Below are 24118 nucleotides of genomic sequence, written 5' to 3' on the forward strand. Positions count from 1 at the left end.
AACGGTACTTTCGCGGGGAACGCCGTTCCGGCAGGATCAACGCTGGTGATCGCCTACGTGGCGGGATTGGTACGAACATCCGAACCGGAATGGTCAGATGTCGCACTATCCTCATCATGTGGATCCCGTGGCGGCCGCCAACGCTGGCGCCCCCACCCGTCAGTGAAGCCGGGTATCAGACCCGACCTCCGGTGCTCGCCCGGCGCCGGAGTGGGACCGGAGGTGACGTGTGGAAATCCTCATGCTGACGGCGCGGGCCGACGCCCCGTCCGTCCTCGCGGCGCTCGACCTGCTGCCCCACACCGTGCGCACCGCTCCCCGCGACGTGCGCACACTGCTGTCCGGCCCGACGCCGGACGCCGTGATGGTGGACGCGCGCAGTGAGCTCGCGGAGGCCCGTTCGACCTGCCGCATGTTGCGCGCGACCGGACTGGGTGTGCCGCTGGTCGCCGTGGTGACGGAGGCCGGTCTGGTGGCCCTGCACACCGACTGGGGGCTGGACGACGTTCTGCTGGCGACCGCCGGGCCCGCCGAGGTGGAGGCCCGCCTGCGGCTCGCCGTCGGTCGGCTCAACGCGGCCACCGCCTCCAGCAGCGGCATGATCAAGGCGGGCGAGCTGAGCATCGACCCCGACACGTACGCCGCGAAGCTGAAGGGTCGCCCGCTCGACCTGACCTACAAGGAGTTCGAGCTGCTGAAGTTCCTGGCGCAGCACCCGGGTCGGGTGTTCACGCGGGACCAGCTGCTGCGCGAGGTCTGGGGCTACGACTACTTCGGCGGCACCCGCACCGTGGACGTGCACGTGCGGCGGCTGCGCGCCAAGCTCGGTTCGGAGTACGAGTCGATGATCGGCACCGTGCGCCAGGTGGGCTACAAGTTCGTCACGCCGCCCTCGCGTCCGCTCCCCGAGCACGAGCCCGTCCGCGTCTGAGCCACTACGGTTTCCCCGTGGGGATTCCTGTAACGGCTGCCGAGCGGCTCACTCCTGACCAGGTTCGCGCCGTGCTGGCGCTGGTGGACGCCGCCGGCATCGCGGACGGGGCCGCCCCGCTGTCGGAGCACACCGTGCTGCACGTGCGGCACGGTGGCGAGGCTCCGGCCGTTCACCTGCTGATCGAAGAGGGCGCGGACCTGGTGGGATACGCGCACGTCGACACGACGGACGCGGTCGACGGGGCCGCCGCGGAGCTGGCGGTCCATCCGCTGCACCGGCGGCGCGGCCTCGGTCGGGCGCTGGTCCGCGCGGCGCTGGCGGTGGCCGACGAGCGCGCCGACGGGCGGCTGCGGCTGTGGTCCCACGGCGACCATCCCTCCGCGAGCGCGCTGTCGTTGTCGCTGGGTTTCGAGCGCTACCGGGTGCTCTTCCAGCTGCGCCGCTCGCTGCTCGACCCGCCCCTTCCGGAGCCCACGCTGCCCGCCGGTGTCGAGGTCCGCCCGTTCGTCCCGGGCGTCGACGAGGAGGCGTGGCTCCGGGTGAACGCCCGCGCCTTCGCCGACCACCCCGAGCAGGGCAAGTGGGTGCTGGCGGACCTGCGGACGCGGATGGCCGAGCCGTGGTTCGACCCGGCCGGCTTCCTGCTGGCGTGGCGGGACGGTCAGCTGGTCGGCTTTCACTGGACAAAGGTGCACGGCGCGGGGGAACACGGCCACGACCCCATCGGCGAGGTGTACGTTCTCGGCGTCGATCCGGACGCGCACGGCGGCGGGCTCGGCAAGGCGTTGACCCTCGTGGGCCTGCACCACCTGCGCGGGCGCGGGCTCGAACGGGCGATGCTCTACGTCGACGAGGACAACCCCGGCGCGGTGACGCTGTACCGAAAGCTCGGGTTTGCCCTGTGGTCGACCGACGTGGCCTACCGAAGGCGACTTGTCAACCGATCGGTTTGATCGACTGACGTGTTTACCGATTCGTAATCCCCCATTCGGCCCTGCGCACCCTGAAGCCTTTTACCTGTTCAACGCCCGTTCACCTAGGCCCGGGGGGCCGGCAACCTCTCGCCCCTAGCTTTCGAATCGAGCCGGCCACCCGCCGGCCGGTCAAAAGCTGAAGGGACCAGCAGGTGAAGCTCAAGCGGCACGGCCTTCTCGCCAGCGTTGCGCTCTGCGCCACGCTCGCGCTCGCCGCGTGTGGCTCCGACAATGAGGAGCCGGGTGGTTCGGGCGTGGACGCCTCCAAGGCTGACTGCGCCACGGGTTCGCTCAACGCGCGTGGCTCGTCGGCCCAGAAGAACGCGATGGACGAGTGGATCAAGGCGTACCAGCAGCAGTGCAGCGGCGCGACGATCAACTACCAGGGTGACGGATCGGGCGCCGGCATCACGGCGTTCACCGGGAACACCGCCGACTTCGCCGGTTCGGACGCGGCGCTGAAGGACGGCGACGAGACGACCAAGGCGACCACCCGCTGCGGCGGCAACGCGCCGCTGCACCTCCCCATGGTCGTCGGCCCGATCGCCATGGCGTACAACCTGGAGGGCGTCAAGGACCTTCAGCTGTCGCCGGCCACGATCGCGAAGATCTTCTCGGGCGCCGTCAAGACCTGGGACGCCCCGGAGATCAAGGCGGACAACCCGAGCGCGACGCTGCCGTCGACGCAGATTCTCGCGATCCACCGCCAGGACTCCTCCGGCACCACCGAGAACTTCACCGACTACCTGGGCAAGACCGCGCCCGACGTGTGGACCTTCGGCAAGGGCAAGGACTGGAAGGCCCCGGGCGGCCAGGCCGAGCAGAAGTCGGACGGCGTCGCCGGCGCCATCAAGAAGTCGGCCGGCGCCATCGGCTACGTCGAGCTCTCCTTCGCCCAGGTCAACGCCCTGAGCATCGCCAAGGTCAAGAACGGCGCCGGTGAGTACACCGCGCTGACCGGCGAGGCCGCCGGCAAGACCATCAGCGGCGCGAAGGTCACCGGCACCGGCAGCGACCTGAAGCTCACGATCGACTACACCACCAAGCAGGCCGGCGCCTACCCGCTGATCCTGGTGACGTACGAGATCGTCTGCAGCAAGGGCAACCCGGCCGACAAGCTGCCGCTGATCAAGAGCTTCCTCACCTTCACGGCCAGCTCCGCCGGCCAGAAGCAGCTGGAGAAGCTCGGCTACGCGCCGCTGCCCGAGGAGACCCGGGCAAAGGTCGAAGCGGCCGCGAAGACCCTGGCCTGACCAACGTGGCCACGACCACCGGAGTCCCCTCTCCCCCGGCCGCAGGGCCCGGGGAGGGGGGCTCCCTCCCCCGCAAGCGCCCGCTCGGCGCCGAAATGCTCTTCCGTGGCACCACGACGGCGGCCGGCACGATGGTTCTTGTCATCATCGTGGCGATCGCCGTCTTTCTCATCTGGCAGGCCGTCCCGGCGCTGACCGACAACGACGCCAACTTCCTCACCGAGGAAAACTGGTACGCCAACGACAACCCGCCGCGCTTCGGCATCGCGGCGACGGCGTTCGGCACGGTGCTCACCGCCGTGATCGCGCTGCTGCTGGCCGTCCCGGTCGCGCTGGGCATCGCGCTCTGCCTGTCCCACTACGCCCCCAAGCGGGTGGCCACCCCGCTCGGCTTCATCATCGACCTGCTCGCGGCCGTCCCCAGTGTCGTGTTCGGTCTGTGGGGCCGCGACTACTTCTTCGAGCCGGTGCAGGGCCTGTCGCGGTTCCTGCACGAGAACCTCGGCTGGCTCCCGATCTTCGGCAGCGAGGGCCCGTACGGGAAGTCCGTGCTGCTGGGCTCGATCGTGCTGGCCATCATGATCCTGCCGATCGTCACCTCGCTCTCCCGCGAGGTGTTCATGCAGACGCCGGCGCAGAACGAGGAGGCGGCGCTCGCCCTCGGCGCGACCAAGTGGGAGATGATCCGCACCGCCGTCCTCCCCTTCGGACGGCCGGGCATCATCGCCTCGGTCATGCTGGGCCTCGGCCGCGCACTCGGTGAGACGATCGCGCTCGCGCTCACCCTCGGCGGCGTGTACAAGGTGTCGTTCGACCTGATCGGCCCCGGTGGCACCAGCATCGCCGCCAACATCGCGACCCGCTTCGGCGAGGCCAACGAGGTCGGCCGCAGCGCGCTGATCGCCTCGGGTCTCGTGCTGTTCGCCATCACGCTCGTGGTCAACATGATCGCCCGCGCGATCGTGTACCGGCGGCGGGAGTTCGTGGGAGGTTCCGCCTGATGACGGCTCAAGTGGATACGGAGCGGCCGGTCGTCATCGCCAGCGGCGACCAGCTCAAGGCGAAGCGGCTGCCGACGTGGGCACCGGTCGCCGTGGCCGCCGCCGCGATCGTGCTCGCCGCGGGCCTCGTGATGGGCACCGGCTGGGGTGGGCCGGTGCTCACCGGCGTCGTCGCGGCGGTGCTGTTCATCGTCGGGCTCGGGGTGGCCGGCGGCGTGGTCGAGGGGCGGCGCGCCGGTTCCAACCGGGTGGCGACGACGCTGATCTACAGCGCGTTCCTGCTGGCGCTGGCGCCGCTGCTGTCGGTGGCGTTCGTGCTGGTCACCAAGGGCTTCGAACGCCTGGACGGCAACTTCCTCGGCACCTCGATGAAGAACATCAGCGCGTTCGACGCCAACGGCGGCGCGTACCACGCGATCATCGGCACGCTGGAGCAGGCCGGCATCGCCACGCTGATCACGGTGCCGCTGGGCATCGCCGGCGCGATCTACATCGTCGAGTACGGCCGGGGCTTCCTGGCCAACGCGATCCGGTTCTTCGTGGACGTCATGACCGGCATCCCGTCGATCGTGGCCGGCCTGTTCATCCTGTCGTTCTGGGTGTTCGTGGTGACGCCGATCTTCAACGACGGCCGCCCCGGCTACTCCGGCTTCGCGGCGGCGTTGGCGCTGTCGGTGCTGATGCTGCCGACGGTGGTGCGTTCCACCGAGGAGATGCTCCGGCTGGTGCCGGGCGCGCTGCGCGAGGGTGCGTACGCCCTCGGTATCCCCAAGTGGAAGACAATCATGAAGATCGTGCTGCCGACGGCCGGCCCGGGCATCGTGACCGGGTGCATGCTGGCCGTCGCGCGGGCCGCCGGGGAGACCGCGCCGGTGCTGCTCGTGGCGGGCGGCAACCCGGCGATCAACTTCAGCCCGTTCAGCGACAACCAGTCCTCGCTGTCGCTGTACGTGTTCGAGCAGGCGGGCGTGGCGTCGCAGTACGCCCCGGCGCGCGCCTGGGCCGCCGCGCTCACGCTCGTCGTCATCGTCCTCACCCTCACCGTGCTGGCGAAGCTGCTGGCCCGCCGCAACAAGCTCGCTCGATAGACCCCCGGGAGATTCCAATGGCCAAGCGGATCGAAGCGCACGGCGTCACCGCGTTCTACAGCTCGTTCAAGGCGATCGACAGCATCAACATGACGATCGAGCCGAAGTCCGTGACGGCCCTGATCGGACCTTCCGGGTGCGGCAAGTCCACGTTCCTGCGTTCGATCAACCGGATGCACGAGGTGCTGCCGGGCGCCCGCAACGAGGGCAAGCTCCTCATCGACGGCCAGAACGTCTACGACAACGACGTCGACGTGACGGCCGTCCGGCGCATGATCGGGATGGTGTTCCAGCGGCCCAACCCGTTCCCCACGATGTCGATCTACGACAACGTGATCTCGGGCCTGCGCCTGAACGGCGTGCGCAAGAAGTCCACGCTCGACGACGCCGTCGAGAAGGCACTGCGCGGCGCGAACCTCTGGAACGAGGTCAAGGACCGGCTGCCCCGCCCGGGTGCCGGTCTCTCCGGCGGTCAGCAGCAGCGGCTGTGCATCGCCCGCGCGATCGCGGTCGAACCGCAGGTCCTGCTGATGGACGAGCCCTGTTCCGCGCTCGACCCGATCTCCACGCTGAAGATCGAGGACCTGATCTCCGAGCTGAAGAACCGGTTCACGATCGTCATCGTCACGCACAACATGCAGCAGGCGGCCCGCGTCTCGGACCGCACCGGCTTCTTCTCGATCGACCAGACCGGTGACCCGGGCCGGCTGATCGAGTACGACGACACGTCCAAGATCTTCACGAACCCGTCCGAGAAGAAGACCGAGGACTACATCACCGGCCGCTTCGGCTGAGGTGAACGCCCGGGCTACGACGCCCGGCGGGTGCGATGCGTGGGGGCCGGCACCGGCTCCCACGCTTCTTCGTCCTCGCAGTCGTCGTACCCGGCGGCGTCGTACCCGGTGGGTTCGGCGCGGTGGATCAGGCGCACGGGGGCGCTGCGCGCATGCACGCGGCGCACCGGCGCGGGCCGCGGCGCGTGGGCGTGCGGGATCAGGTGGCGCTTGCGGACGGCCAGCTCGCGGTGGTCGAGGATCGCGACGGCGAGGTAGAGGGCGCCGCTGACGACGAGCCACAGCAGCACCCGCGGCCGCCCGTCGGCCAGCACGCCGAACGCCGGCAGCGCCGCCACGGCCAGCAGGACGAGCAGGACCCCGGCGTGGTGCGGCCGGCCGCCGCCGGTGCCGACGCTGTAGCCGAGCAGCGCGAGCACGCCGACCAGCGCGGTCACGAGCACCGGCGGGGTCCAGTGGACGTCCGCCGCCAGCGCGCAGACCAGTAGGGCGCTCGCGACATAGCCGCCGGCGGTCCGGGCGCCGGGGCGCAGGGCCGGGAAGCGGCGTGCGTAGTAGGCGGCGGCGACGCCGTGCATGCGGGCGGCGCCGACCAGGATCAGCGTCCAGACGACCCAGCGCACGGGCGCGGGCAACGGCACGGTGAGGGCCCCGGCCGTGGCCAGGAGCAGGAGGCCGCCGGGCGCCCACCGAAGGCCCTGCCAGTACCACAAATGCCGCACACCACTAAAAGTAGCTTAAAAGGGACGATTAGTCACCGTTAGCCGGAAATGTCCGGGGCGATGAAGCGCGGGTCGTCCGGGTCACTGAGATCCACCCAGGGACGCACCGTCGGCGGTCGGCGGCCTCCCGCCGCGTCGAGGGCATCGTCTATCCGGTCGAACTGGGCCAGCTGCCGCAGCGTGATCTCGGTCGGCGGCAGCATCGGGCGTTCCTCGGCGAGCTCGGCCGGGGTGGCCCAGCGCACGAGTGCCGCCTCCCCGCCGACGTCCCGGGTGCGTTGCCGTTCGGGCAGGCGCGCGAGGAAGAAGTACGTGTCGAAGCGGCGCGGCTCGAACTCCGGCGTCACCCAACGGGCCCACGGGGCGAGCAGGTCGCCGCGCAGCGCCAGCCCCCGCGCGGCGAGGAACTCGGCCAGGCTCAGTTCGCGGCCGACGAGCGCGACGCGGGCGGCCTCCCACTCGGCCCCGCTCACGTCGCCGACGACCGTCGCGGCATCCGGGCCGGCCAGCAGCACGCCGGACTCCTCGAACACCTCCCGCACGGCCGCGCACACCACGGCCCGCGCCTGCGCCTCCGGCAGGTCCAGCCGTTCGGCCCACTCGGCGGGCGTCGGGCCGGCCCAGCCGATCTCCGCAGTCGCGTCCCGCGGGTCGACGCCGCCGCCCGGGAAGACGTACATCCCCGCGGCGAACGCCATCGTCGCGACGCGGCGCAACGCATACACCTCGAAGTCGTTCCGCGCGTCCCTATTAATCGGACGCATCAGTACGACCGTGCTCGCGAGGCGCGGTTCGACGGGTTCGCGACCCGCCTCCGCGAACGCGCGCGCGGCGCTCAGTAACGCGGAAGGAACACGAAAAGCGTTCGTGCGGGCGCTGTCCATCAGGCGAGGGTACGCCCGTGATCGCAGGCATCGATAACTCAGACTTCAGGTTCCCCTAAGCCGCAGCTCAGGCGCTTCAGCGTGTTCCCAGGAAGTAACAGAAGCAGCCCTGTAACGGCGTGCCGCGGTTTACTACTATCGATTTCAGTCATCACAGAAGCCAGCGCCGGGTCTGCTCCGAATACCTCGGGACAGGACCGGCCACCCCACCTTCGTGGTTTCGAGGACATCATGAATATCGACGGCATGATCGTGGCGGGGCGCCCTCCGTCACGGACCGCTACTACGGTGCCCACTCAACGATTGGGCCTCATCCGACCCCGACTCCTCGCGCGCCTGGATCGTTCCCGGGGCGCGGGCCTCGCGGTGATCGCCGCTCCGGCCGGCTTCGGCAAGACCACGCTGCTCGCGCAGGCGGCGCACCGGCACACCGGTCCGGTCGCCTGGCTCAGCATCGCCCCGGCCGACGCGGCCGAGGGACGGCTCACCGAGCTGATCGCCGCCGCGGTGTCCAAGGCGCTCGCCGCCGACTCCGGAGACCTGCTCCTGGTGATCGACAACGCGCACCACGCGCTCGGCACCCCGGACGAGACGATTCTCGCGGAGCTGGCGTCGTTCACGCCGGACAACACGTACGTCCTGCTGGCCGGCCGTCAGCTGCCGGCGCACAGCCTGCTGCGCCACGAGGTCGCCGGCTACTTCGAGGTGCTGGGCCCGGAGCAGCTGCGCTTCCGCCCCTGGGAGGTCGAACGCCTCCTCGCCGACGTGTACGGAGAAGCGCTTCCGCCGGACGACGCGGCCCTGCTGACCCGGCGCACCGGCGGCTGGGCGGCCGGGCTGGCGATGTTCCACGTGTCGACGCGTGGGCGGCCGTTGCAGGCCCGGCAGCGCGCCGTGGCGGCCCTGTCCGAGCGGTGGGACCTGACCCGCGGCTATCTCGCCCGGACCGTTCTCGCCGAGCTGCGGCCGGAACTGCGCGAGTTCCTGGTGCGCACGAGCGTGTTCGACGTGGTGACCGCGAGCCGCTGCGACCGGCTGCTCGCCACCACCGGCAGCGCCCGCGTGCTCGACGAACTGAGCAGCCACCACGCGCTGCCGGTCACCTCCGACGCCGGCGAGTACCAGTACCACCAGGTGCTGCGTTCGCACCTGCTCGCCGCGCTCGTCGACGACCTGGGTGAGCAGCAGGCGCGCGCCTGGCACCACCGCGCCGCGCAGCTGCTCGTGGCCGAGCCGGCCCACGCCGAGGCGGCGCGCAGCTTCGCCCGGGCCGGCGACTGGCGCGGCGTCGGCACGCTCCTGTCCACGCTCGGCGCGGAGGTCGCCGAGACGCCCGAGGAGCCGCTCGCCGACCTGCTGCCGGCCTGGCTGCTCGCCGAGGACCCGTGGCTCGCCTACGCGGAGGCCAAGCGGCGGCTGTACGACGGCCAGCTGGAGGCGGCCCGGGACGGGCTGCTGCGCGCGGCGGAGCTGTTCGGCGACGACGCCGGCCGCGCCTCCCAGCACGAACGCCAGCTCGCCGCGATCTTCATGCCCGAGCCGCCGCCCGGGCGCACCCACTGGGCCTCGTGGGTGCGCGCGCTCACCCTCGCGCACCCGCACGAGGTCGGCGTCGAGGCGGCGGTGCTCACCGGCCCCGAGGGCGAGCTGGTGCGCATCCTCGCCGACTTCCTGGCCGGCGACACGTCCAGCGCGATGCGCCGCGCGAGCCGGCCGATGACGGCGACCTGGCCGGACGACTCGTTCGCCGGGCTGGCGCTGCGGGTCACCCGCGCCGCCATCCAGGTGATGCACGGCCCCGACCCGCAGCTGCGCGCCCAGTGCACGCTCGACCTGGTGCAGCTGGCCGACGAGGCGGACGCGGCGGGCTGGCCGTGGCTGAGCCGGGTGGCCCGGGCCGCCACCGGCCTCTCCGGCGATCCGGTGCTCGGCGCCGAGGCGAGCACGGTGGCCGACGAGTGCGACCGGCGCGGCGACAGGTGGGGCGCGGCCGTCGCCCAGTCACTGGGGCTGCTGCACGACCGACGGGTCGGCCGGCTCACCACCGCCGCCGCGCTGCAGCTCCTCCAACGCTGCGAGGAGCTCAACGCCCCGGTGATGCAGGCGTGGGCGCGGGTGAGCCTCTCGCTGGCGAGCGTCGCCGAGCAGGCCCCCGACTCCGTGGAACGGGTGCGCGAGCTGTTCGAGGCGGCCGACGCGGCGGGCGTTCCGGCGGCGAAGGCCGTGATGAGCTGCGTGCTGGAACGCTACGAGGTGGCGACGGCGCAGGCGCTGATCCCCCGCCGGCCGAGCGCGCAGGTCCCGCACACGCCCGCCGCGCGCTGGCTCGACATCACCTGCTTCGGCAGCTTCCGGCTGGAGATCGACGGGCGGCCGGTGGACCTGTCCGGGGTGCGGGCCCGGGCCCGCAGCGCGCTGCGGCTCCTCGCGACGCACGCCGGCCAGCAGGTGCACCGGGAGGTGCTGATCGAGGCGCTCTGGCCGGACCTGACACCGGCGGCCGCCACGCGCAACCTCCAGGTGACCATCTCCGCGCTGCGCGGGCTGCTCGACCGGGCCACCGGGCCGGGACGCCCGTCGCTGCTGGTGCGCTCCGGCGGCTCCTACGGGCTGGCGCTGCCACCGGGCGGGTACTGCGACGTGGTGGCGTTCCACGACGCGGTTGGCCGCTGGCGGCGGCTGCGGGGCGGCCCGGACCGGGCGGCGGAGATCGCGACGTTGCGCGAGGCCCTGGCGGCGTACGGGGCGGAACTGCTACCAGAGGAGGGGCCGGCCGAGTGGGCGGTCGCGGCGCGGGAGCAGGTCGACCGGCAGGCCACCGAGGCCAGCCGCGCACTGGCGGAGGCCGAACTGGCCCGCGGCCACGTCGGCGAGGCGATCACCGCGGCCGAGCACTCCCTGTCGCTGGACCGGACCGACGACAAGGCCTGGCAGGTGCTGCTCGAGGGCTACGAACGCGCGGGCGCGCCGGCGAAGGCTGCGCAGGTCCGCAAGCGATATGCCGCGATGCTCACGGACCTGGGGCTCGACGCCGCGACGGTGGGACACGTCAGCGGCGTCAACGGCGGAGAGAACCGGACCTAGATCAGGCCCTGCCGGAGGGCGTAGGCGACGGCGTGCGAGCGGTTGCGCAGGTGCAGCCGGCTCGTCACGTCGTGCAGGATGTTCTTGATCGTGCGCTGGGAGTAGGACAGTTTGGCAGCGATCTCCGCGGTGTCGAGCCCGTCGGCGACGAGCCGCAGCACCTCGATCTCGCGGTCGGCGAGCCCGCCGAACGTGAGGCCGCGCGGCCACAGCACCTGCCGCTGCAGCTTGCCGACCTGGTTGAGCAGCCGGCCGAGCAGGTCCGGCGGCAGCGCGCCCTCGCCGGCGGCGGCCGAACGCACGACGCCGATGAGGCGTTCCGGGGAGGCCTCGGTGCGCCGGACGACGCCGGCCACACCCGCCTCCACGGCGGCCACCAGGTCGGCGTCGTCGAGTTCGGCGACCACGAGCACGAGGCGGGTGCCGTTGCGCTGGAGCGTGCGGATGAGGCGCAGCGCGGGTTCGCTCACCCGGTCGCTGACCACCAGGGCAACCTGTGCCCGTTCGGCCTCGGCCGCCTCGACCACGCGCACCTCGGGGCGGGGCCGCAGCTGGCTGGCGAGTCCGGCTTGCAGGATCGCGTCGTCCGCATGGACGTACACCGTTATCTGGTCCATGTGAGCAGCCTGCCGGGCAGCCCTCACCGCCCGCTCAACGCGTACTCAACGGGAAGTCGCCGGTGCCCCAACGCGCAGGCATCGACCAGGGGTTGATCGGTTAAGGTGCCGGCATGTCGAGCACCGTGAAGTGGGGAATCCTGGCCACCGGCGGGATCGCCGTCCAGTTCGTCAACGACCTGCGGCTGCTGCCCGACGCCGAGGTGGTGGCGGTGGGTTCGCGCACCGCGGAGTCGGCGCGCCGGTTCGCCGACACGCACGGGATCCCGCGGGCGCACGGCAGCTGGCAGGAGCTGGCCGAGGACCCCGAGGTCGATGTGATCTACGTCGCGACCCCGCACTCGGCCCACCACGAGGCGACCCTCGCCTGCCTGCGCGCCGGCAAGCCCGCCCTGACGGAGAAGCCGGTGACGATCGACCGGGCCGGCGCGAGCGCGCTGATCGCCGAGGCGGGCCGGGCCGGCGTCTTCTTCATGGAGGCCATGTGGACCCGGTGCTTCCCGGCCGTGGCCAAGGCGCTGGAACTGGTCGCCGACGGCGCGATCGGCCGCGTGACCGGTGTGCACGCCGACTTCGGCTTCGTCGGCCCGGATGATCCGACCCACCGGCTCAACGCCAAGGAACTGGCCGGCGGCGCGCTGCTGGACCTGGGGGTCTACCCGATCACGATGGCGCACCTGTTCCTCGGGGCACCCGATCACGTGCGCGCGTGGGCGGATCTCGGCCCGACCGGGGTGGATCGCAACACGGCGATCATCCTGGGCTACGAGTCGGGCGCGCTCGCGTCGCTGACCTGCTCGTTCGTGGGTGACACGCCGCGCACGGCCGCGGTGACCGGGACGGCCGGCCGGATCGAGTTCGCCCGGGACTTCTTCATGCCGCGCGGCCTGGTGCTGCGCCGCGGCGACGGCGAGCCGGAGACGTTCGACCTGCCGCACGAGGGCAACGGCTACCACTTCGAGGCCGCCGAGGTGCAGCGCTGCCTGCGCGCGGGGCTGCTGGAGAGCCCGCTCGTGCCGCACGCCGAGACGCTCGCCGTGATGACGACGCTGGATCGGGTGCGCGCCGAGATTGGACTAACGTACGACGCATGACCCCGCCCCTCCCCGACGTGGGCGATCTCCTGCGGGCGATGGCCGCGCTCGGCGTGGCCGGTGACCCGCTCGCGCTGCTGCGGGACAGTCCCGACGAGGTGCGCCGCGCCGAGTTGCTGGCGCACCTGGCCGCCGGCACGGTCGCGCACCTGCAGCGGGCCGAGCGCGCCGCCGACCTGTCCGCGGAGGACCGGGTGGCGCTGCACCGGACGGCCGACGCGGCGCTCGCCGACGGCTCGGCGCTGGTGGACCTCCAGGTCGCCCGGCTCGAGTGGGCCCGCGACGTGACCCTGCACGAGCGCCGGCACCCCGTCGCCGACACGACCACCACGGCGCTGACCGCGCTGGTGCAGCTGCTGGCGGCGTGGCGGGACCGGCCGGACGGGGTGGCCGAGTCCGATCCCATGCTCGCCGACGCGCTGGACCAGCTGCGCGCCGCGTCGACGCAGCTCACCACGATCCTGCGCAACAGCCGCTACGGCGCGTACGCGGGTGGCGTTCCCCCGAATGCCTATCCGAAGAGCGGTCGGACCGCGATGTAGATCACGACCGAGATCGCGGCGGCGGCCGGGAACGTCATGATCCACGCGCCCACGATGCTCTGGGCGACCGCCCAGCGCACGGCCTTGAGCCGCTTCGTGGCCCCGACGCCCATGATCGCCGAGGTGATCGTGTGCGTGGTCGAGATCGGCGCGTGCAGCACCAGCGAGTTGAAGTACAGCACCGAACTGGCGACGGTCTCCGCCGCGAACCCCTCGGCCGGCCCGAGGTCGATCACCTTGCGCCCGAGCGTGCGGATGATCCGCCAGCCGCCCGCGTAGGTGCCCGCGGCCAGGACCGCCGCCGAGGTGAGGAAGACCCACACCGGAATGTGCGTGCGACTCTCCTGGAACCCGCCGGTGTACAGGGCAAGCACCACGATGCCCATGGTCTTGGCGGCGTCCTGCATGCCGTGCCCGAGCGCCATCATGAACGCCGAGATGCTCTGCGCCGTCCGGAAGCCGCGGTGCAGCTTGGACGGGTTGCCCCGCCGGAAGATCCACATGATGGCCAGCATCACGACGTAGCCGAGGATCAGGCCGACCATGGGCGAGAGCACCATGGGGATCAGCACCTTGCTGACGATGACGTCCCAGTGCACCGAACCGCCGCTGGCGAAGAGCACCGCACCGACGAGCCCGCCGAAAAGCGCGTGCGACGACGAGGACGGCAGCCCGAAGTACCAGGTGGTGAGGTTCCAGGCGATGGCGCCCACGACGCCGGCGAAGATCACGCCGAGCCCGGAGACGCCGCCGGGCGGGGTGATCAGCCCCTCGCCGACGGTCTTCGCGACGTCCTGGCCGAGGTAGGCGCCGATGAGGTTGCCGACGGCGGCGAGCGCCAGGGCGGCGCGCGGCGTCAGGGCCCGGGTGGAGACGGAGGTGGCGATCGCGTTGGCGGCGTCGTGGAAGCCGTTGGTGTAGTCGAACGCCATCGCCACCAGGACCACCGCGAGAACGGCGATCAGCTCGGTGCTCACGATTCCTTGACCGCGATCGTCTCAACCGTGTTGGAGACGTGCTCGAAGGCGTCGCAGGCGGCCTCCAGCTCGTCGGCCACCTCCTTCATCTTCATGACCGTGAGCGCGTCGTACTCGCCGGAGAAGAGCCGCACCAGCAGCATGCGGTAGGCGCGGTCGCCCTCGTTCTCCAGGCGGTTGCACTCGACCCAGTACTCCTTGAGGTCCTTCATCGCCTTGAGCCGGGGCAGCGACTCGGCGGTCAGCCGCGCCTGCTGGTCGAGGATCGCCACGAGGTCGTGCATCTCGCGCGGCAGCGACGGGAGGCTGGTGAGGCCGTAGAGGTAGAGAAGACTGCCCACGGCTTCGAGGTGGTCCATCACGTCGTCGAGTTGCGACCCGAGCCGGTAGATGTCCTCCCGGTCGAACGGCGTGATGAACGTGGAGTTGATCCGGTTGTACAACTCGTGCGTGATGGCGTCGCTGTCGTGTTCGACCTCGACCAGCCGCTCACTGACCGACTGCACGTCGGCGTTGGGCACCGACAGCTCGATCAGCAGCTCGGTGCCGCGCACCAAATTCTCCGCTGCTTTGGTGAAGTACTCGTAGAACACACTGTCCTGAGGACGGAGTGAGAAGCGCACGGCGGGCTACCTTAGCGGCGAGCGGGACGATCATTCGCCCTCACTTTACGTTCTGGTAACCAGAGCTGCCCGGGGGCCGGTCCGTATGTGGTCCGGTGGGCATGCCGTCCCCGCAGGAAGCGGCGCAAAGCGCCCAGATTTTCGGCGCTGATGAGGTCGGCGCCGGCTGAATGAAGTTCAGTCCAGAAGGCGCGGCGGATGCGGTGGCCGGTGGGCACGCCGTAGAAGCGCACCCGCTTGCCCTCCAGGTGTGCGGCCCGCATCAGGCTGCGCAACAGGTAGCGTTCCTCGGCGGCGATCTCGCCCCGGCCGTCCCAGCCGATCCGCCACGCCACGTGCTCGGCGACCACCGGCACGACGTCGGTGGGCACGTCGCGGCCGACGTCGTTGAGCGTTCCCTCGGCGAAGAAGAGCCGGTCGGCGCGGGCCTCCAGGGCCCGGCGGTGCGCGCCCGCGAGCATGATCTGGACGTGGCCGTGCCGCAGCGCCCCGCCGGTGACGGCGCTGAGCAGGTCCGCGTACGGGACGAGGGCGTCCTCCAGCCGGTCGAGCAGGTCGGCGCCGGCGTTCGGGTCGGCCTCCAGCACCACGCCGAACGCCTCGTGCTGGGCGGCGTGCACCCGGCCGCGCCGGCGGACCCGTTCGGCCAGCGGTTCCAGAACGTGCTGGCGCAGGAACCGCCCGGAGGGGCCGGCGAGCACCACCCGCCGCTGCGCGTCGACGGCGATGCCGACGGTCAGCCCCGCGCAGCCGTACCGCAGCGCCACGTCGACCGGATCGCGCCGGGTGTCGACCCGTGCGGCGTGCCCCCTGGGCAGGAACGTACGCTCGCGCCGTACGACGGTGGTCGCGGCGGCCGTGGTGGCACCGATGCTGGCGAGTCCGGCGAGGGCGCCCGCGACCATAAGCCCTGACATATGTTAATTGTGCCGTAAAGTCCGAATTATCGAGGGCATTGTCACAAAGTCGGGGCTCGCGTCGTCCTGGCAGCGGGGGGATGCATGACCGAGGACTTCGAACAGCACCGGGACCACCTGACGGCCGTCGCGTACCGGATGCTCGGTACCCGCGGCGATGCCGAGGACGCGGTCCAGGAGGCCTACCTGCGCTACGCCACGGCCGACCGCTCGACCATCCGCGACGTGCGCGCCTGGCTCACCACCACGACCGGCCGGATCTGCATCGACGTGCTGCGCTCGGCGCGCGTTCGGCGGGAGGCGTACGTGGGGCAGTGGCTGCCGGAGCCGGTCGTCGAACGCCTCCCCGACCCGACCGACCCGGCGCGCGGCGGCGATCCGGCGATCCACGTGAGCCGTGCGGCGGAGGTGAGCCTCGCGCTGCTGACCGTTCTCGAACGCCTCACGCCGGAGCAGCGCGCCGCGTTCGTGCTGCACGACGTCTTCGCGGTGCCGTTCGACGAGGTCGCCGAGGCGCTCGGCACCACCGCGGCGGCGGCACGGCAGCTGGCGTCCCGGGCCCGGCGGGCGGTCGCCGAGGGGCCCATGCGCCACTCCGCCACCCGCGCCGAGCAGGAACGCGTCCTGCACGCGTTCCTCAAGGCGGCGCAGGGCGGCGACGTGCAGCGCCTGATGGACCTGCTGGCGCCCGACGTCGTGGCGATCGGTGACGGCGGCGGCGTGGTACCCGCGGGCGGCAAGCCGGTCACGGGTGCGCTGCAGGTGGCCCGCTTCATGTGCGGGATCTTCCGGCAGATCGCCAAGCGGGACGCGGTCGCCGAGGTGGTGCTCGTCAACGGTTCGCTCGGGCTGTCGGTGCGCGTCGAGGATCAGCTCGTCGTCATGGCGCTGGGCATCGAGGACGGCCGCGTGACAGCGGTCCTGGACCAGGTGAACCCGGCGAAGCTGACCGCCGTTCCGGAGCCGGACCCGGCCCGCAACGTGTTCGTCAGCTGACCATCGCGAGCCAGGGCAGGTACCCCTCCCCGAACGGCTCCACCCGCTCCCGCACCCGGGTGAGCAGCCACCGGGCGGCCTCCTGCGCCGCCGCGACGACCTCGTCGGGATAGTCGTAGCGCACCCGGTGCTCCGCGAACTCGTCCTCGTCGAGCAGCTCCGTCTCACCGGCCCGCCGGCGGCGCACGTCCAGGTCGAGGTCGATCATCGTGACCTCCCGCGGGGTGGGCCAGCCGGGCACGGTGCTGATGTCGCAGTAGATCTCCGTCTTGTGCGGCGCGGCGTTGAACGTCGCCGTCCACCAGGCGTCCCGGGGCAGCAGGATCACGTACGCGGCCTCGGCCGTCTCCCGCTCGACCTCGCCCTTCCAGAGCGGGGTGTCGGCCCGGCAGCCCACCCACACGCCGTGCTCGTCCTCGCCGAGCAGAAGCCCGTACTGGTTCCAGTGCAACGACCCGTCGTACTTGCGGAACACCACCCTGACCCGATCCATCGACACATCCTGTCGGACGGACGCGTGTCGCGCCTGTGGATAACTCATGTCGCCTGTGGACGAACGGGTTTTCGTCGGCCCCTCCCGGTACCGTGCATCTCCGTGACCGCCGCCCCCACCGACACCCGCAACTCCGCTCCCGCCGCCCGCGACGGCAAGGGCCGGCCATCCGTGGAGGAGCTGCTGGCCGCCGCGGTCGGCGCGGTGCCCGGTGGTGCCGAGCGCCCGGGCCAGCGCGCCATGGCCGAGGCCGTGCACGCCGCCGCCGAGTCGGGCGACCATCTGCTGGTGCAGGCCGGCACCGGCACCGGCAAGTCGCTCGCCTACCTGGTGCCGGCGCTGCTGGTGGACGGGCCGGTGGTGGTCTCCACCGCCACGCTCGCTCTGCAGAACCAGCTGGTCGAGCACGACCTGCCGCGGCTCGCCGAGGCGACGCACAAGCTGCTGGGGCGGCGGCCGACGTTCGCGGTGCTGAAGGGGCGCCACCACTACGCGTGCCTGGCCAAGCTGGAGTCCAGCTCCGAGGAGGAGCCCGACGACGCGCTCTTCGAGACGGGTTCCTCGGGCGGCACCAAGTGGCTGGGCGAGGCGGGCCGGCTGGGCAAGCAGATCCAGCGGCTGCAGGACTGGGCGTTGGAGTCCGACACCGGCGACCGCGACGAGTTGGACCCGGGGGTCGACGAGACCGCGTGGCGGCAGGTGTCGATGCCGGCCCGGGAGTGCGTCGGCGCGTCGCGCTGCCCCTACGGCACCGAGTGCTTCGCCGAGGCGTCGCGGGTGCGCGCCCGGGCGGCCGACATCGTGGTGACCAACCATTCGCTGCTGGCGTTCGACATGCTGGGCGAGCGCAACATCATCCCGCCGCACAGCCTGCTGATCATCGACGAGGCGCACGAGCTGGCCGACCGGGTCTCCGGTGCGGCACAGGCCGAGCTGGCGCCGGACGTGGTGGACCGGGTCGCCCGCCGGGCCCGCACGCTGGTCGACACCGAGGACGCCGACTCGTTGAGCCAGACCGGCGAGGCGCTGGGCACGGCCCTGGTCGAGGCGCCGGAGGGGCGGCTGACCAACGGGTTGCCGGCCGTTCTGCGGGAGCCGTTGACGCTGCTGGACGCCGCCGCCCGCCGCGCGTTGGAGCGGATCGGCGAGGTGCGGGCCGACGACTCCGACCCGGTGCGCAAGCAGCAGGTCAAGGTCAGCCTGACGGAGTTGAGCGCGACGGCGCAGCGGCTGCTGACCGAGTCGCCGCACGACGTGGCGTGGATCTCCGGCAGCCCGTCGGCCGTGGGGCGGGGCGGGCGGCGTTCGCTGGTGGTGGCGCCGCTGTCGGTGGCGGGCACGCTGGCCAACCGGCTCTACGACGAGCGGACCGTGGTGGCGACCTCCGCCACCCTGACCCTGGGCGGCCGGTTCGACGTGGTCGCGAAGGGGCTCGGGCTGGAGACCAAGAACGACGGCGGCGAGAAGCAGCCCTGGACGTCGCTGGACGTCGGTTCGCCGTTCGCCTATCGCAAGCAGGGCATCCTCTACGTCGCCGCGCACCTGCCCCGGCCGGCCGCCTCCGGGTTGCCCGACGGGGCGGCCGACGAGCTGGTCGACCTGGTGAAGGCGCTCGGCGGGGCCACGCTCGGGCTGTTCTCCTCGCGCCGGGCGGCCGAACGCGCGGCGGAGGTGGTGCGGGCGCGCACCGACCTGACCGTGCTGCTCCAGGGGGAGGAGGCGCTGCCCATCCTGGTGCGCCGGTTCCGCGAGGAGCGGGCCACCTGCCTGTTCGGCGTCATGTCGCTGTGGCAGGGCGTGGACGTTCCCGGCGAGGCCTGTCAGCTCGTCGTGATCGACCGGCTGCCGTTCCCCCGACCGGACGAGCCGCTCGCGGCGGCCCGGGCGGCGGCGGTGGACGCGTCGGGCGGCTCGGGCTTCGCGTCGGTCAGCGTGCCGATCGCCGCGGTGCGGCTGGCGCAGGGCGTGGGCCGGCTGATCCGTTCCCACGGGGACAAGGGGGCGGTCGCGGTCCTGGACTCCCGGCTCGCCACCCCACGCGGCTATGCGTCTTTCTTAAGGGACTCCCTGCCGCCGCTCTGGTACACGACCAAACCCGAGGTGGTCCGGGCGGCATTGACCCGGCTCAGCAAGTCTTGACAACACCCGTGAACCACTTTCGCTGATCCTGCGTACTTCCCTGTGACCGGACGTCCGGACAAGATCTCGCCAGACATACCGTGAGCAGCCCAAACAGGCTGCTACTTGGCATGGGCGGAATCGGAGCCGGAGACCCGAGCCCAAGGAGAAGGCAATGATTGGAAGCGGCGTAGCCCTTCGCAGAAGCTACGCGGTCGTGGTACTGCTGGCGGCCATCGCGCTCGCCGCGTGGCTCATTCACACGCGGCTGGACGACGGGTCCGGCAACGCCTCGCCGGCGAGCAACAACGCACCGGCCGCCCAGGCGCCCGCGCAGAATGCCACCACCGCCCCGGCGACGAACCCGGCGACCGAGCCCGCCGCGCCGCCCGCCGCTCCCGGGGGGACCGGCACTACCGCTCCGGCCGCCCCGGCCGCGGAGCCGGTGGGCTACAAGACCACCAAGCTGGTGGCCAAGGAGATCCCCAAGATGGGCACGGTCGTCCAGGACGACAAGGGCTGGACGATGTACCGGTTCGACCAGGACGTGGCCAACCCGCCGACCACCAACTGCGACGGCGACTGCGCCACGAAGTGGCCGCCGGTTCTCAAGGGTGAGGGCTTCACCGCCACGGGCATCGATGCTTCGAAGCTCGGCACCGTGAAGCGAAAGGACGGTGGCGAGCAGCTCACCATCGGCGGCTGGCCGCTGTACCGCTTCGCGGCCGACGAGACGGCCGGGAAGTGGAAGGGGCAGGCCGTCGGCAACGTCTGGTACGTGATCGCACCGACCGGAGCGCGCAACCTCAGCTGCCTCCCCGCCGGGGCCGTTCCGCCCTCACAGTGAGTTAGCAAGCAAGATACGCAGCGGCTCGACTCCTCCGGGAGTCGGGCCGCTTTCGTTCGGAGCGCTTTTATTCGCCTTAAGTCCGGTACAGCAGTCCCCACTCACGTCCCGAGAGCGCGTACTTGTGTCTGGAACGAAATATTCACGTCCAGGATGGGAGGACGAACATGCCGGTCTCATCCAGCGCCGCGTGCGAAGTCGAAACCCCGGTTGTCGCGCGTCGGAACATCACGGAAGGGACCCCGCTCCAGAGCAAGTCCACGAACTCGCGTCCCCGTACCGCCTCCGAGTCCCACACCTCTTCTGACGCGCGGACCCCCCAGTCGCGTGACACCGAAGAGCTGATCCGGAGCCTGTACGAGGAGCACAGCGGCCCGTTGCTGGCGTTCACGCTCGGCCTGACCGGTGGAGACCGGCAGCGCGCGGAGGACGTCGTGCAGGAGACGCTCGTGCGTGCGTGGAAGCACGCGGACAAGCTCAACACCGACGCCGGGACGTCGCTGCGTCCCTGGCTCGTCGCCGTCGCCCGGCGCATCGTCATCGACAACCACCGCCGGCGGAAGGCCCGGCCGACCGAGGTCGACGAGGCGGTCCTGGCGACCGTTCCGGCCCCGGACGAGCTGGAGCGGGTCGCCTCGGTGGTGGCGGTGCAGAACGCGCTCAAGTCGATCGGCCACCCGCACCGCGAGGTGCTGTTCGAGATGTACTTCCGGGGCGGCAACGGCGAGGAGACCGCCGCCGCGCTGAACGTGCCGGTCGGGACGATCAAGTCCCGGGTCTACCGCGCGCTGCGGGTGCTGAAGACCGCGCTCGAACAGCAGGGTGTGGAAGTGGCCCGATGAGCGTGGAGTTGGCGCCGCACGTGGACGTGGCGGCGTACGCCATCGGTTCACTGGCCGTCGAGGAAGCCGAACACTTCGAGTGTCACCTGCGCACCTGCGGGGCGTGCCTGGACGATCTGGCCTGGCTGTCCCAGATGATCTATCTGCTGACCATGGGAACTCCCGAGGGGGTGTCGTGACCCGCCGTCTGTTCGCTCTCGCCGGGCTCGGCATCATGTTCGCTCTGCTGATCGGTGGGACGCCGGCGCAGGCTGCTCCCGGGGACGATCCCGCTCCGGCGCCGTTCCTGCTGCCGAACGACACCAGCGGCCCGCTGATGGACTCCGACAAGGTCTTCCTGGAGAAGGTTCGCCAGGCCGGCCTGTGGGAGATCCCGGCGGGGCAGCTCGCCGCGCAGAAGGGCACCAACCCGCGCACCAAGGAGGTCGGCCGCCTGATCGCCGCCGACCACGCCACGCTGGACGACGATGTCCGCAGGGTCGCGGCGAAGCTGGGTGTTCCGCTGCCCAACGAGATGACCGCTCAGCAGCAGCTCTGGGTCGACGAGCTGACCCGCAAGACGGGTCCGGCGTTCGACGACGCGTTCGCGCAGAACCTGCGGTACGCGCACGGCGCCGTCTACTCGGCCATCGCGCAGACCCGGGCCAGCACCCGCAACGCGCTGATGCGGGCGTTCGCGAAGCAGTGCGAGATCTTCGTGCACCGGCACATGTCTCTTCTCGAGAGCACCGGCGACGTGCGTTACGACGCGCTTCCGCCGCCGGTGGTGGCCATCGGAAACCTCCGTGCCGCCGAGAAGAAGCAACCCTTGTTCCTGGCCGCGCTGCTCGCTGTCGCGGGCGCGATCGGCGTCGCGAGTGTCACCCGGGCACTCCGCGCCGTCTGACCGGAGGACTGGCTCAACCATGGTTATTGATCCGATTCACACCATCGCGGCCGCTGTCGGTTTCGCGTCGATGTTTTTCCTGTGGCTGGCGATCATCCTCGGTCTCTCGCTGGCCCGCGGCTGGACCATGACCTCCATGAAGCACAGCAGCCTGCTGGCGCTGCACGGGAGCATGGCGCTCATCGGGCTGACGCTGGGCATCGTGCACGGCTTCGCGCAGCTCGCCCCGGCGGACAAGACGGTGCACCTGATCGACGTCGTCGTGCCGTTCACCAACGCGGTCGACCCGTTCGGCATCGGTGTCGGCGTGATCGCACTGGAGATCATGACGGCGCTGGCGATCTCCATGACGATGCAGAAGCTCATGGGGTTCCACCGCTGGCGGGCGCTGCACTCGCTGGCGTACGCGGCCTACACGCTGGCGACCGGCCACATCCTGATCTCCGGTTCGGAGACCGGCGGCCCGGTCATCACGGTGATCGTGCTCATCCCGTGGCTGATCATGGTCGGCCTCTGGATGACGGGCACGGCCAGCAAGGAGGACAAGGAGGGGATGGCCGACAAGTTCACCACCCGCCTGCGCGGCAAGCTGACCACCGTCCAGGTGGACCCGATCGTCTGCGCCCGCTTCGGGTTCTGTGAACAGGAGGCTCCCGAGGTCTTCCAGCTGCGCGGCGACGGGCAGCTGGCGTACCAGACCGTCGTGGCCGACAACCAGGTCGACGCCGCCGTGGCGGCCGTGCGGGCCTGCCCGGCCCGCGCCATCTCCATCGAGATGGGCACGTCCGCCAGCGTCGGCATGTCCGGCCTGCGGGCGGCCATGCAGGAGCAGGCGGCCGCCCCGGCGCCGCAGACCAACGGCAACTACCCGACCAACGAGTTCAGTCGCATTCGCACCAACGGGAGGCGCTAACTGATGGCCCGCAACCTCTTTCGCGAGTACCGGGACTTCGGCGTGCGTGACCGGATCCTCATCGTCGGCAGCGGCGCCTCCGGTATGGCGGCGGCCCGCGAACTGCGCCGCAACGGCTTCTACGGCGAACTCGTCGTCATGGGCGACGAGCCCGAGGGCCACTACGACCGGCCGGCGCTGTCGAAGGGGATCCTGACCGGGCACAAGCGGCCCAGCGACGTCATCTCCGCGCTCGACGAGGACCTGGACATCATCTGGCGGATCGGCCGCCGGGCGGTCTCCTGCGACCTCAAGCAGCGCTTCGTCGAGGCGCACACCGGCGAGCGGGTCTACTTCGACGGGCTGATCATCGCCAGCGGCTGCCGGGCGATGCTGCCCGCGGACTGGCCGGACGAGGAGGGCCTGCACTGCCTCTCCAGCCTGCCGGCCGCGTGGGCGCTGCGTAAGGCGTTGCGCGGCGCCCGCAAGGTGGCGGTCGTCGGCGGCGGTGTGACGGGCTGCGAGGTGGCCTGCGCGGTCAAGGACCTGGCCCGCAAGTCGGTCATCATCGAGCCGCGGCCGTTCGTCATGGGGCGTGCGGTCGGCAGCGTCGTCGGGCACATGGTGGCGGCGTCGCACCAGCGCAACGGCATCCAGCTGGCGACCGGCGGCCGCGTTCTCGGCCTGGAGAAGTACCGGGACAAGTGGCACCTGACGCTCAAGGACAACTCGATCGTCACGGCCGACCTGGTGGTCGGTTCGATGGGTGAACGGCCGGACCTCGACTGGCTGGCGGACACCGGCATCGACATCAGCGACGGTGTGCTCTGCGACGAGGCGCTGCGCGTCCTCGACCAGAACGGCAACGTCGTCGAGGGCGTCGTCGCCTGCGGTTCGCTGGCCCGCTGGCCCAACGCCCGCCAGCCCGGCAAGCCGATGCGGTTCGGCCAGTGGATCGCCGCGGTGGAGCAGGGCATGCACGCCGCGCGGACGCTGCTCGCCAACGGCCGCCCGGCCGAGGCCTGCTCGATCCTGCCCCGCTACTGGACGCACCAGTTGGGGCTGCGCATCGAGGTGGTCGGCGAGCTGGACAACAACGCGGAGGTGCAGATCAACGAGCTGCGTCCGGGCCGCAAGGACCCGGCCATGTCGGGCGTGCTCGCCGAGTACACGCGCAACGGTCGGCTGATCGGGGCGGTGGCGGTCAACGCGCCGCGGCCGTTCACGGCCATCGCGCGCATGATGCTGATGGACAAGCCCGCTGTCCTTCCGGCCCCGGTGCCTGCCGCGGTGCCGCGGGAGCGGCTCCGACGCGACAACTATCTTGCCGCTGTCGGTTAGCCGGCGTCCCCTCCCGCAGCACAGGTAAAAGCCCCGCCCCTCTTACGGATTCGGCCGGTCACTCCGGATCCGCTGAGGGGCGGGGCACTTCCTTTTCTTACGGACTTCTATTTACGCGGGCCGTCGGGGGCGCGACCGTTGCCTCCCGGGCCGGACCGCTCCGCTTCGCTGCGCTGCCACGTCCGCGTGCGGGCGCGGT

General features: G+C 71.3%; 24 protein-coding genes. 17 read left to right on the forward strand and 7 right to left on the reverse strand.

Features of this window, described 5'->3' with window-relative positions; genetic code table 11:
- Positions 1 to 229 precede the first annotated feature (229 nt).
- From Val02_RS27480 to pstB, 6 genes are all read left to right on the forward strand, one after another.
- Positions 230 to 931 carry a winged helix-turn-helix transcriptional regulator gene (locus Val02_RS27480; RefSeq protein ID WP_275415618.1) on the forward strand — a complete coding sequence of 234 codons (702 nt, stop codon included), beginning with the start codon at positions 230 to 232 and terminating at the stop codon, positions 929 to 931.
- A gap of 17 nt (positions 932 to 948) precedes the next feature.
- Entirely contained in the window at positions 949 to 1887 is a 939-nt protein-coding gene (gene mshD, locus Val02_RS27485; RefSeq protein WP_373317954.1) for a mycothiol synthase, read from the forward strand.
- A 173-nt stretch (positions 1888 to 2060) separates the two neighbouring features.
- Complete coding sequence (gene pstS / locus Val02_RS27490) at positions 2061 to 3161, forward strand: phosphate ABC transporter substrate-binding protein PstS (RefSeq protein ID WP_203902104.1); 1101 nt, start codon at positions 2061 to 2063, stop codon at positions 3159 to 3161.
- Between the two features lie 95 nt (positions 3162 to 3256).
- Positions 3257 to 4162 (forward strand): phosphate ABC transporter permease subunit PstC, encoded by a 906-nt coding sequence (pstC, locus tag Val02_RS27495; RefSeq protein WP_203902105.1) that lies wholly within the window; start codon positions 3257 to 3259, stop codon positions 4160 to 4162.
- Positions 4162 to 5250, forward strand: a complete 1089-nt coding sequence (gene pstA, locus Val02_RS27500) for a phosphate ABC transporter permease PstA (RefSeq protein WP_203902106.1) — start codon at positions 4162 to 4164, stop codon at positions 5248 to 5250. The genes pstC and pstA overlap by 1 nt, the downstream gene beginning before the upstream one ends.
- A gap of 17 nt (positions 5251 to 5267) precedes the next feature.
- Positions 5268 to 6044: a phosphate ABC transporter ATP-binding protein PstB gene (pstB, locus tag Val02_RS27505; protein WP_203902107.1), complete on the forward strand. Its 777-nt coding sequence runs from the start codon at positions 5268 to 5270 to the stop codon at positions 6042 to 6044.
- A 14-nt stretch (positions 6045 to 6058) separates the two neighbouring features.
- Here the strand turns inward: pstB and Val02_RS27510 are convergent, their stop codons facing one another.
- Complete coding sequence (locus tag Val02_RS27510; RefSeq protein ID WP_203902108.1) at positions 6059 to 6766, reverse strand: hypothetical protein; 708 nt, start codon at positions 6764 to 6766, stop codon at positions 6059 to 6061.
- Between the two features lie 38 nt (positions 6767 to 6804).
- On the reverse strand, positions 6805 to 7650 hold the full coding sequence (locus Val02_RS27515; protein ID WP_203902109.1) for an NUDIX hydrolase: 846 nt from the start codon (positions 7648 to 7650) through the stop codon (positions 6805 to 6807).
- Positions 7651 to 7953: 303 nt separating this feature from the next.
- Between Val02_RS27515 and Val02_RS27520 the strand changes: the two genes are divergently transcribed.
- Complete coding sequence (locus Val02_RS27520) at positions 7954 to 10734, forward strand: AfsR/SARP family transcriptional regulator (protein WP_203902110.1); 2781 nt, start codon at positions 7954 to 7956, stop codon at positions 10732 to 10734.
- Here the strand turns inward: Val02_RS27520 and Val02_RS27525 are convergent.
- Positions 10731 to 11351 carry a helix-turn-helix transcriptional regulator gene (locus Val02_RS27525; RefSeq protein WP_239153368.1) on the reverse strand — a complete coding sequence of 207 codons (621 nt, stop codon included), beginning with the start codon at positions 11349 to 11351 and terminating at the stop codon, positions 10731 to 10733. The genes Val02_RS27520 and Val02_RS27525 overlap by 4 nt on opposite strands.
- Positions 11352 to 11464: 113 nt before the next feature.
- Between Val02_RS27525 and Val02_RS27530 the strand changes: the two genes are divergently transcribed.
- Together Val02_RS27530 and Val02_RS27535 are read left to right on the forward strand one after the other, a co-directional pair.
- Positions 11465 to 12445 carry a Gfo/Idh/MocA family protein gene (locus tag Val02_RS27530; protein ID WP_203902111.1) on the forward strand — a complete coding sequence of 327 codons (981 nt, stop codon included), beginning with the start codon at positions 11465 to 11467 and terminating at the stop codon, positions 12443 to 12445.
- A complete protein-coding gene (locus Val02_RS27535) occupies positions 12442 to 12987 on the forward strand; it encodes a hypothetical protein (RefSeq protein ID WP_203902112.1) in 546 nt (181 codons plus the stop codon). Before Val02_RS27530 ends, Val02_RS27535 begins: the two co-directional genes overlap by 4 nt.
- On the opposite strand, the gene Val02_RS27540 is transcribed toward Val02_RS27535, so the two are convergent.
- Genes Val02_RS27540 through Val02_RS27550 form a run of 3 tightly spaced genes read right to left on the reverse strand, consistent with a single transcriptional unit; the run spans position 12957 to position 15504 of the window.
- Positions 12957 to 13964, reverse strand: coding sequence for an inorganic phosphate transporter (locus tag Val02_RS27540; protein WP_203902113.1), 1008 nt, complete (start codon positions 13962 to 13964; stop codon positions 12957 to 12959). The genes Val02_RS27535 and Val02_RS27540 overlap by 31 nt on opposite strands.
- Positions 13961 to 14587: a DUF47 domain-containing protein gene (locus Val02_RS27545; protein WP_203902114.1), complete on the reverse strand. Its 627-nt coding sequence runs from the start codon at positions 14585 to 14587 to the stop codon at positions 13961 to 13963. Before Val02_RS27545 ends, Val02_RS27540 begins: the two co-directional genes overlap by 4 nt.
- A gap of 11 nt (positions 14588 to 14598) precedes the next feature.
- A complete protein-coding gene (locus Val02_RS27550; protein WP_203902115.1) occupies positions 14599 to 15504 on the reverse strand; it encodes a PI-PLC domain-containing protein in 906 nt (301 codons plus the stop codon).
- 84 nt (positions 15505 to 15588) lie between these two features.
- On the opposite strand from Val02_RS27550, the gene sigJ reads away from it, so the two are divergent.
- Positions 15589 to 16500, forward strand: coding sequence for an RNA polymerase sigma factor SigJ (sigJ, locus tag Val02_RS27555; protein WP_203902116.1), 912 nt, complete (start codon positions 15589 to 15591; stop codon positions 16498 to 16500).
- On the opposite strand, the gene Val02_RS27560 is transcribed toward sigJ, so the two are convergent.
- Positions 16493 to 16993: a DUF402 domain-containing protein gene (locus Val02_RS27560; RefSeq protein ID WP_203902117.1), complete on the reverse strand. Its 501-nt coding sequence runs from the start codon at positions 16991 to 16993 to the stop codon at positions 16493 to 16495. The genes sigJ and Val02_RS27560 overlap by 8 nt on opposite strands.
- A 102-nt stretch (positions 16994 to 17095) precedes the next feature.
- Between Val02_RS27560 and Val02_RS27565 the strand changes: the two genes are divergently transcribed.
- From Val02_RS27565 to Val02_RS27595, 7 genes are all read left to right on the forward strand, one after another.
- Complete coding sequence (locus Val02_RS27565) at positions 17096 to 19132, forward strand: ATP-dependent DNA helicase (RefSeq protein WP_373317955.1); 2037 nt, start codon at positions 17096 to 17098, stop codon at positions 19130 to 19132.
- A gap of 154 nt (positions 19133 to 19286) precedes the next feature.
- A complete protein-coding gene (locus Val02_RS27570) occupies positions 19287 to 19958 on the forward strand; it encodes a hypothetical protein (protein ID WP_203902118.1) in 672 nt (223 codons plus the stop codon).
- 353 nt (positions 19959 to 20311) lie between these two features.
- Positions 20312 to 20800, forward strand: a complete 489-nt coding sequence (locus Val02_RS27575) for a sigma-70 family RNA polymerase sigma factor (RefSeq protein ID WP_275415620.1) — start codon at positions 20312 to 20314, stop codon at positions 20798 to 20800.
- Positions 20797 to 20979 carry a hypothetical protein gene (locus tag Val02_RS27580; protein ID WP_203902119.1) on the forward strand — a complete coding sequence of 61 codons (183 nt, stop codon included), beginning with the start codon at positions 20797 to 20799 and terminating at the stop codon, positions 20977 to 20979. The genes Val02_RS27575 and Val02_RS27580 overlap by 4 nt, the downstream gene beginning before the upstream one ends.
- Positions 20976 to 21686 carry a DUF4142 domain-containing protein gene (locus Val02_RS27585; RefSeq protein ID WP_203902120.1) on the forward strand — a complete coding sequence of 237 codons (711 nt, stop codon included), beginning with the start codon at positions 20976 to 20978 and terminating at the stop codon, positions 21684 to 21686. Before Val02_RS27580 ends, Val02_RS27585 begins: the two co-directional genes overlap by 4 nt.
- Before the next feature lie 70 nt (positions 21687 to 21756).
- A complete protein-coding gene (locus Val02_RS27590; protein WP_203902121.1) occupies positions 21757 to 22599 on the forward strand; it encodes a ferredoxin in 843 nt (280 codons plus the stop codon).
- 3 nt (positions 22600 to 22602) lie between these two features.
- Entirely contained in the window at positions 22603 to 23919 is a 1317-nt protein-coding gene (locus tag Val02_RS27595; protein WP_203902122.1) for an NAD(P)/FAD-dependent oxidoreductase, read from the forward strand.
- Positions 23920 to 24118: the final 199 nt, after the last annotated feature.

The sequence above is a fragment of the Virgisporangium aliadipatigenens genome, from assembly GCF_016863615.1.
GTDB lineage: Bacteria > Actinomycetota > Actinomycetes > Mycobacteriales > Micromonosporaceae > Virgisporangium > Virgisporangium aliadipatigenens.

What these genes read in the sequence shown, in the direction of transcription:
- Val02_RS27515 (WP_203902109.1), bottom strand. Translation starts at nt 7,650, where the DNA reads ATGGACAGCGCCCGCACGAACGCTTTTCGTGTTCCTTCCGCGTTACTG.
- Val02_RS27580 (WP_203902119.1), top strand. Translation starts at nt 20,797, where the DNA reads ATGAGCGTGGAGTTGGCGCCGCACGTGGACGTGGCGGCGTACGCCATC.
- Val02_RS27570 (WP_203902118.1), top strand. Translation starts at nt 19,287, where the DNA reads ATGATTGGAAGCGGCGTAGCCCTTCGCAGAAGCTACGCGGTCGTGGTA.
- Val02_RS27560 (WP_203902117.1), bottom strand. Translation starts at nt 16,993, where the DNA reads ATGGATCGGGTCAGGGTGGTGTTCCGCAAGTACGACGGGTCGTTGCAC.
- pstA (WP_203902106.1), top strand. Translation starts at nt 4,162, where the DNA reads ATGACGGCTCAAGTGGATACGGAGCGGCCGGTCGTCATCGCCAGCGGC.
- Val02_RS27550 (WP_203902115.1), bottom strand. Translation starts at nt 15,504, where the DNA reads ATGTCAGGGCTTATGGTCGCGGGCGCCCTCGCCGGACTCGCCAGCATC.
- Val02_RS27590 (WP_203902121.1), top strand. Translation starts at nt 21,757, where the DNA reads ATGTTTTTCCTGTGGCTGGCGATCATCCTCGGTCTCTCGCTGGCCCGC.
- Val02_RS27525 (WP_239153368.1), bottom strand. Translation starts at nt 11,351, where the DNA reads ATGGACCAGATAACGGTGTACGTCCATGCGGACGACGCGATCCTGCAA.
- Val02_RS27530 (WP_203902111.1), top strand. Translation starts at nt 11,465, where the DNA reads ATGTCGAGCACCGTGAAGTGGGGAATCCTGGCCACCGGCGGGATCGCC.
- Val02_RS27595 (WP_203902122.1), top strand. Translation starts at nt 22,603, where the DNA reads ATGGCCCGCAACCTCTTTCGCGAGTACCGGGACTTCGGCGTGCGTGAC.
- sigJ (WP_203902116.1), top strand. Translation starts at nt 15,589, where the DNA reads ATGACCGAGGACTTCGAACAGCACCGGGACCACCTGACGGCCGTCGCG.
- Val02_RS27535 (WP_203902112.1), top strand. Translation starts at nt 12,442, where the DNA reads ATGACCCCGCCCCTCCCCGACGTGGGCGATCTCCTGCGGGCGATGGCC.
- pstC (WP_203902105.1), top strand. Translation starts at nt 3,257, where the DNA reads ATGCTCTTCCGTGGCACCACGACGGCGGCCGGCACGATGGTTCTTGTC.
- pstB (WP_203902107.1), top strand. Translation starts at nt 5,268, where the DNA reads ATGGCCAAGCGGATCGAAGCGCACGGCGTCACCGCGTTCTACAGCTCG.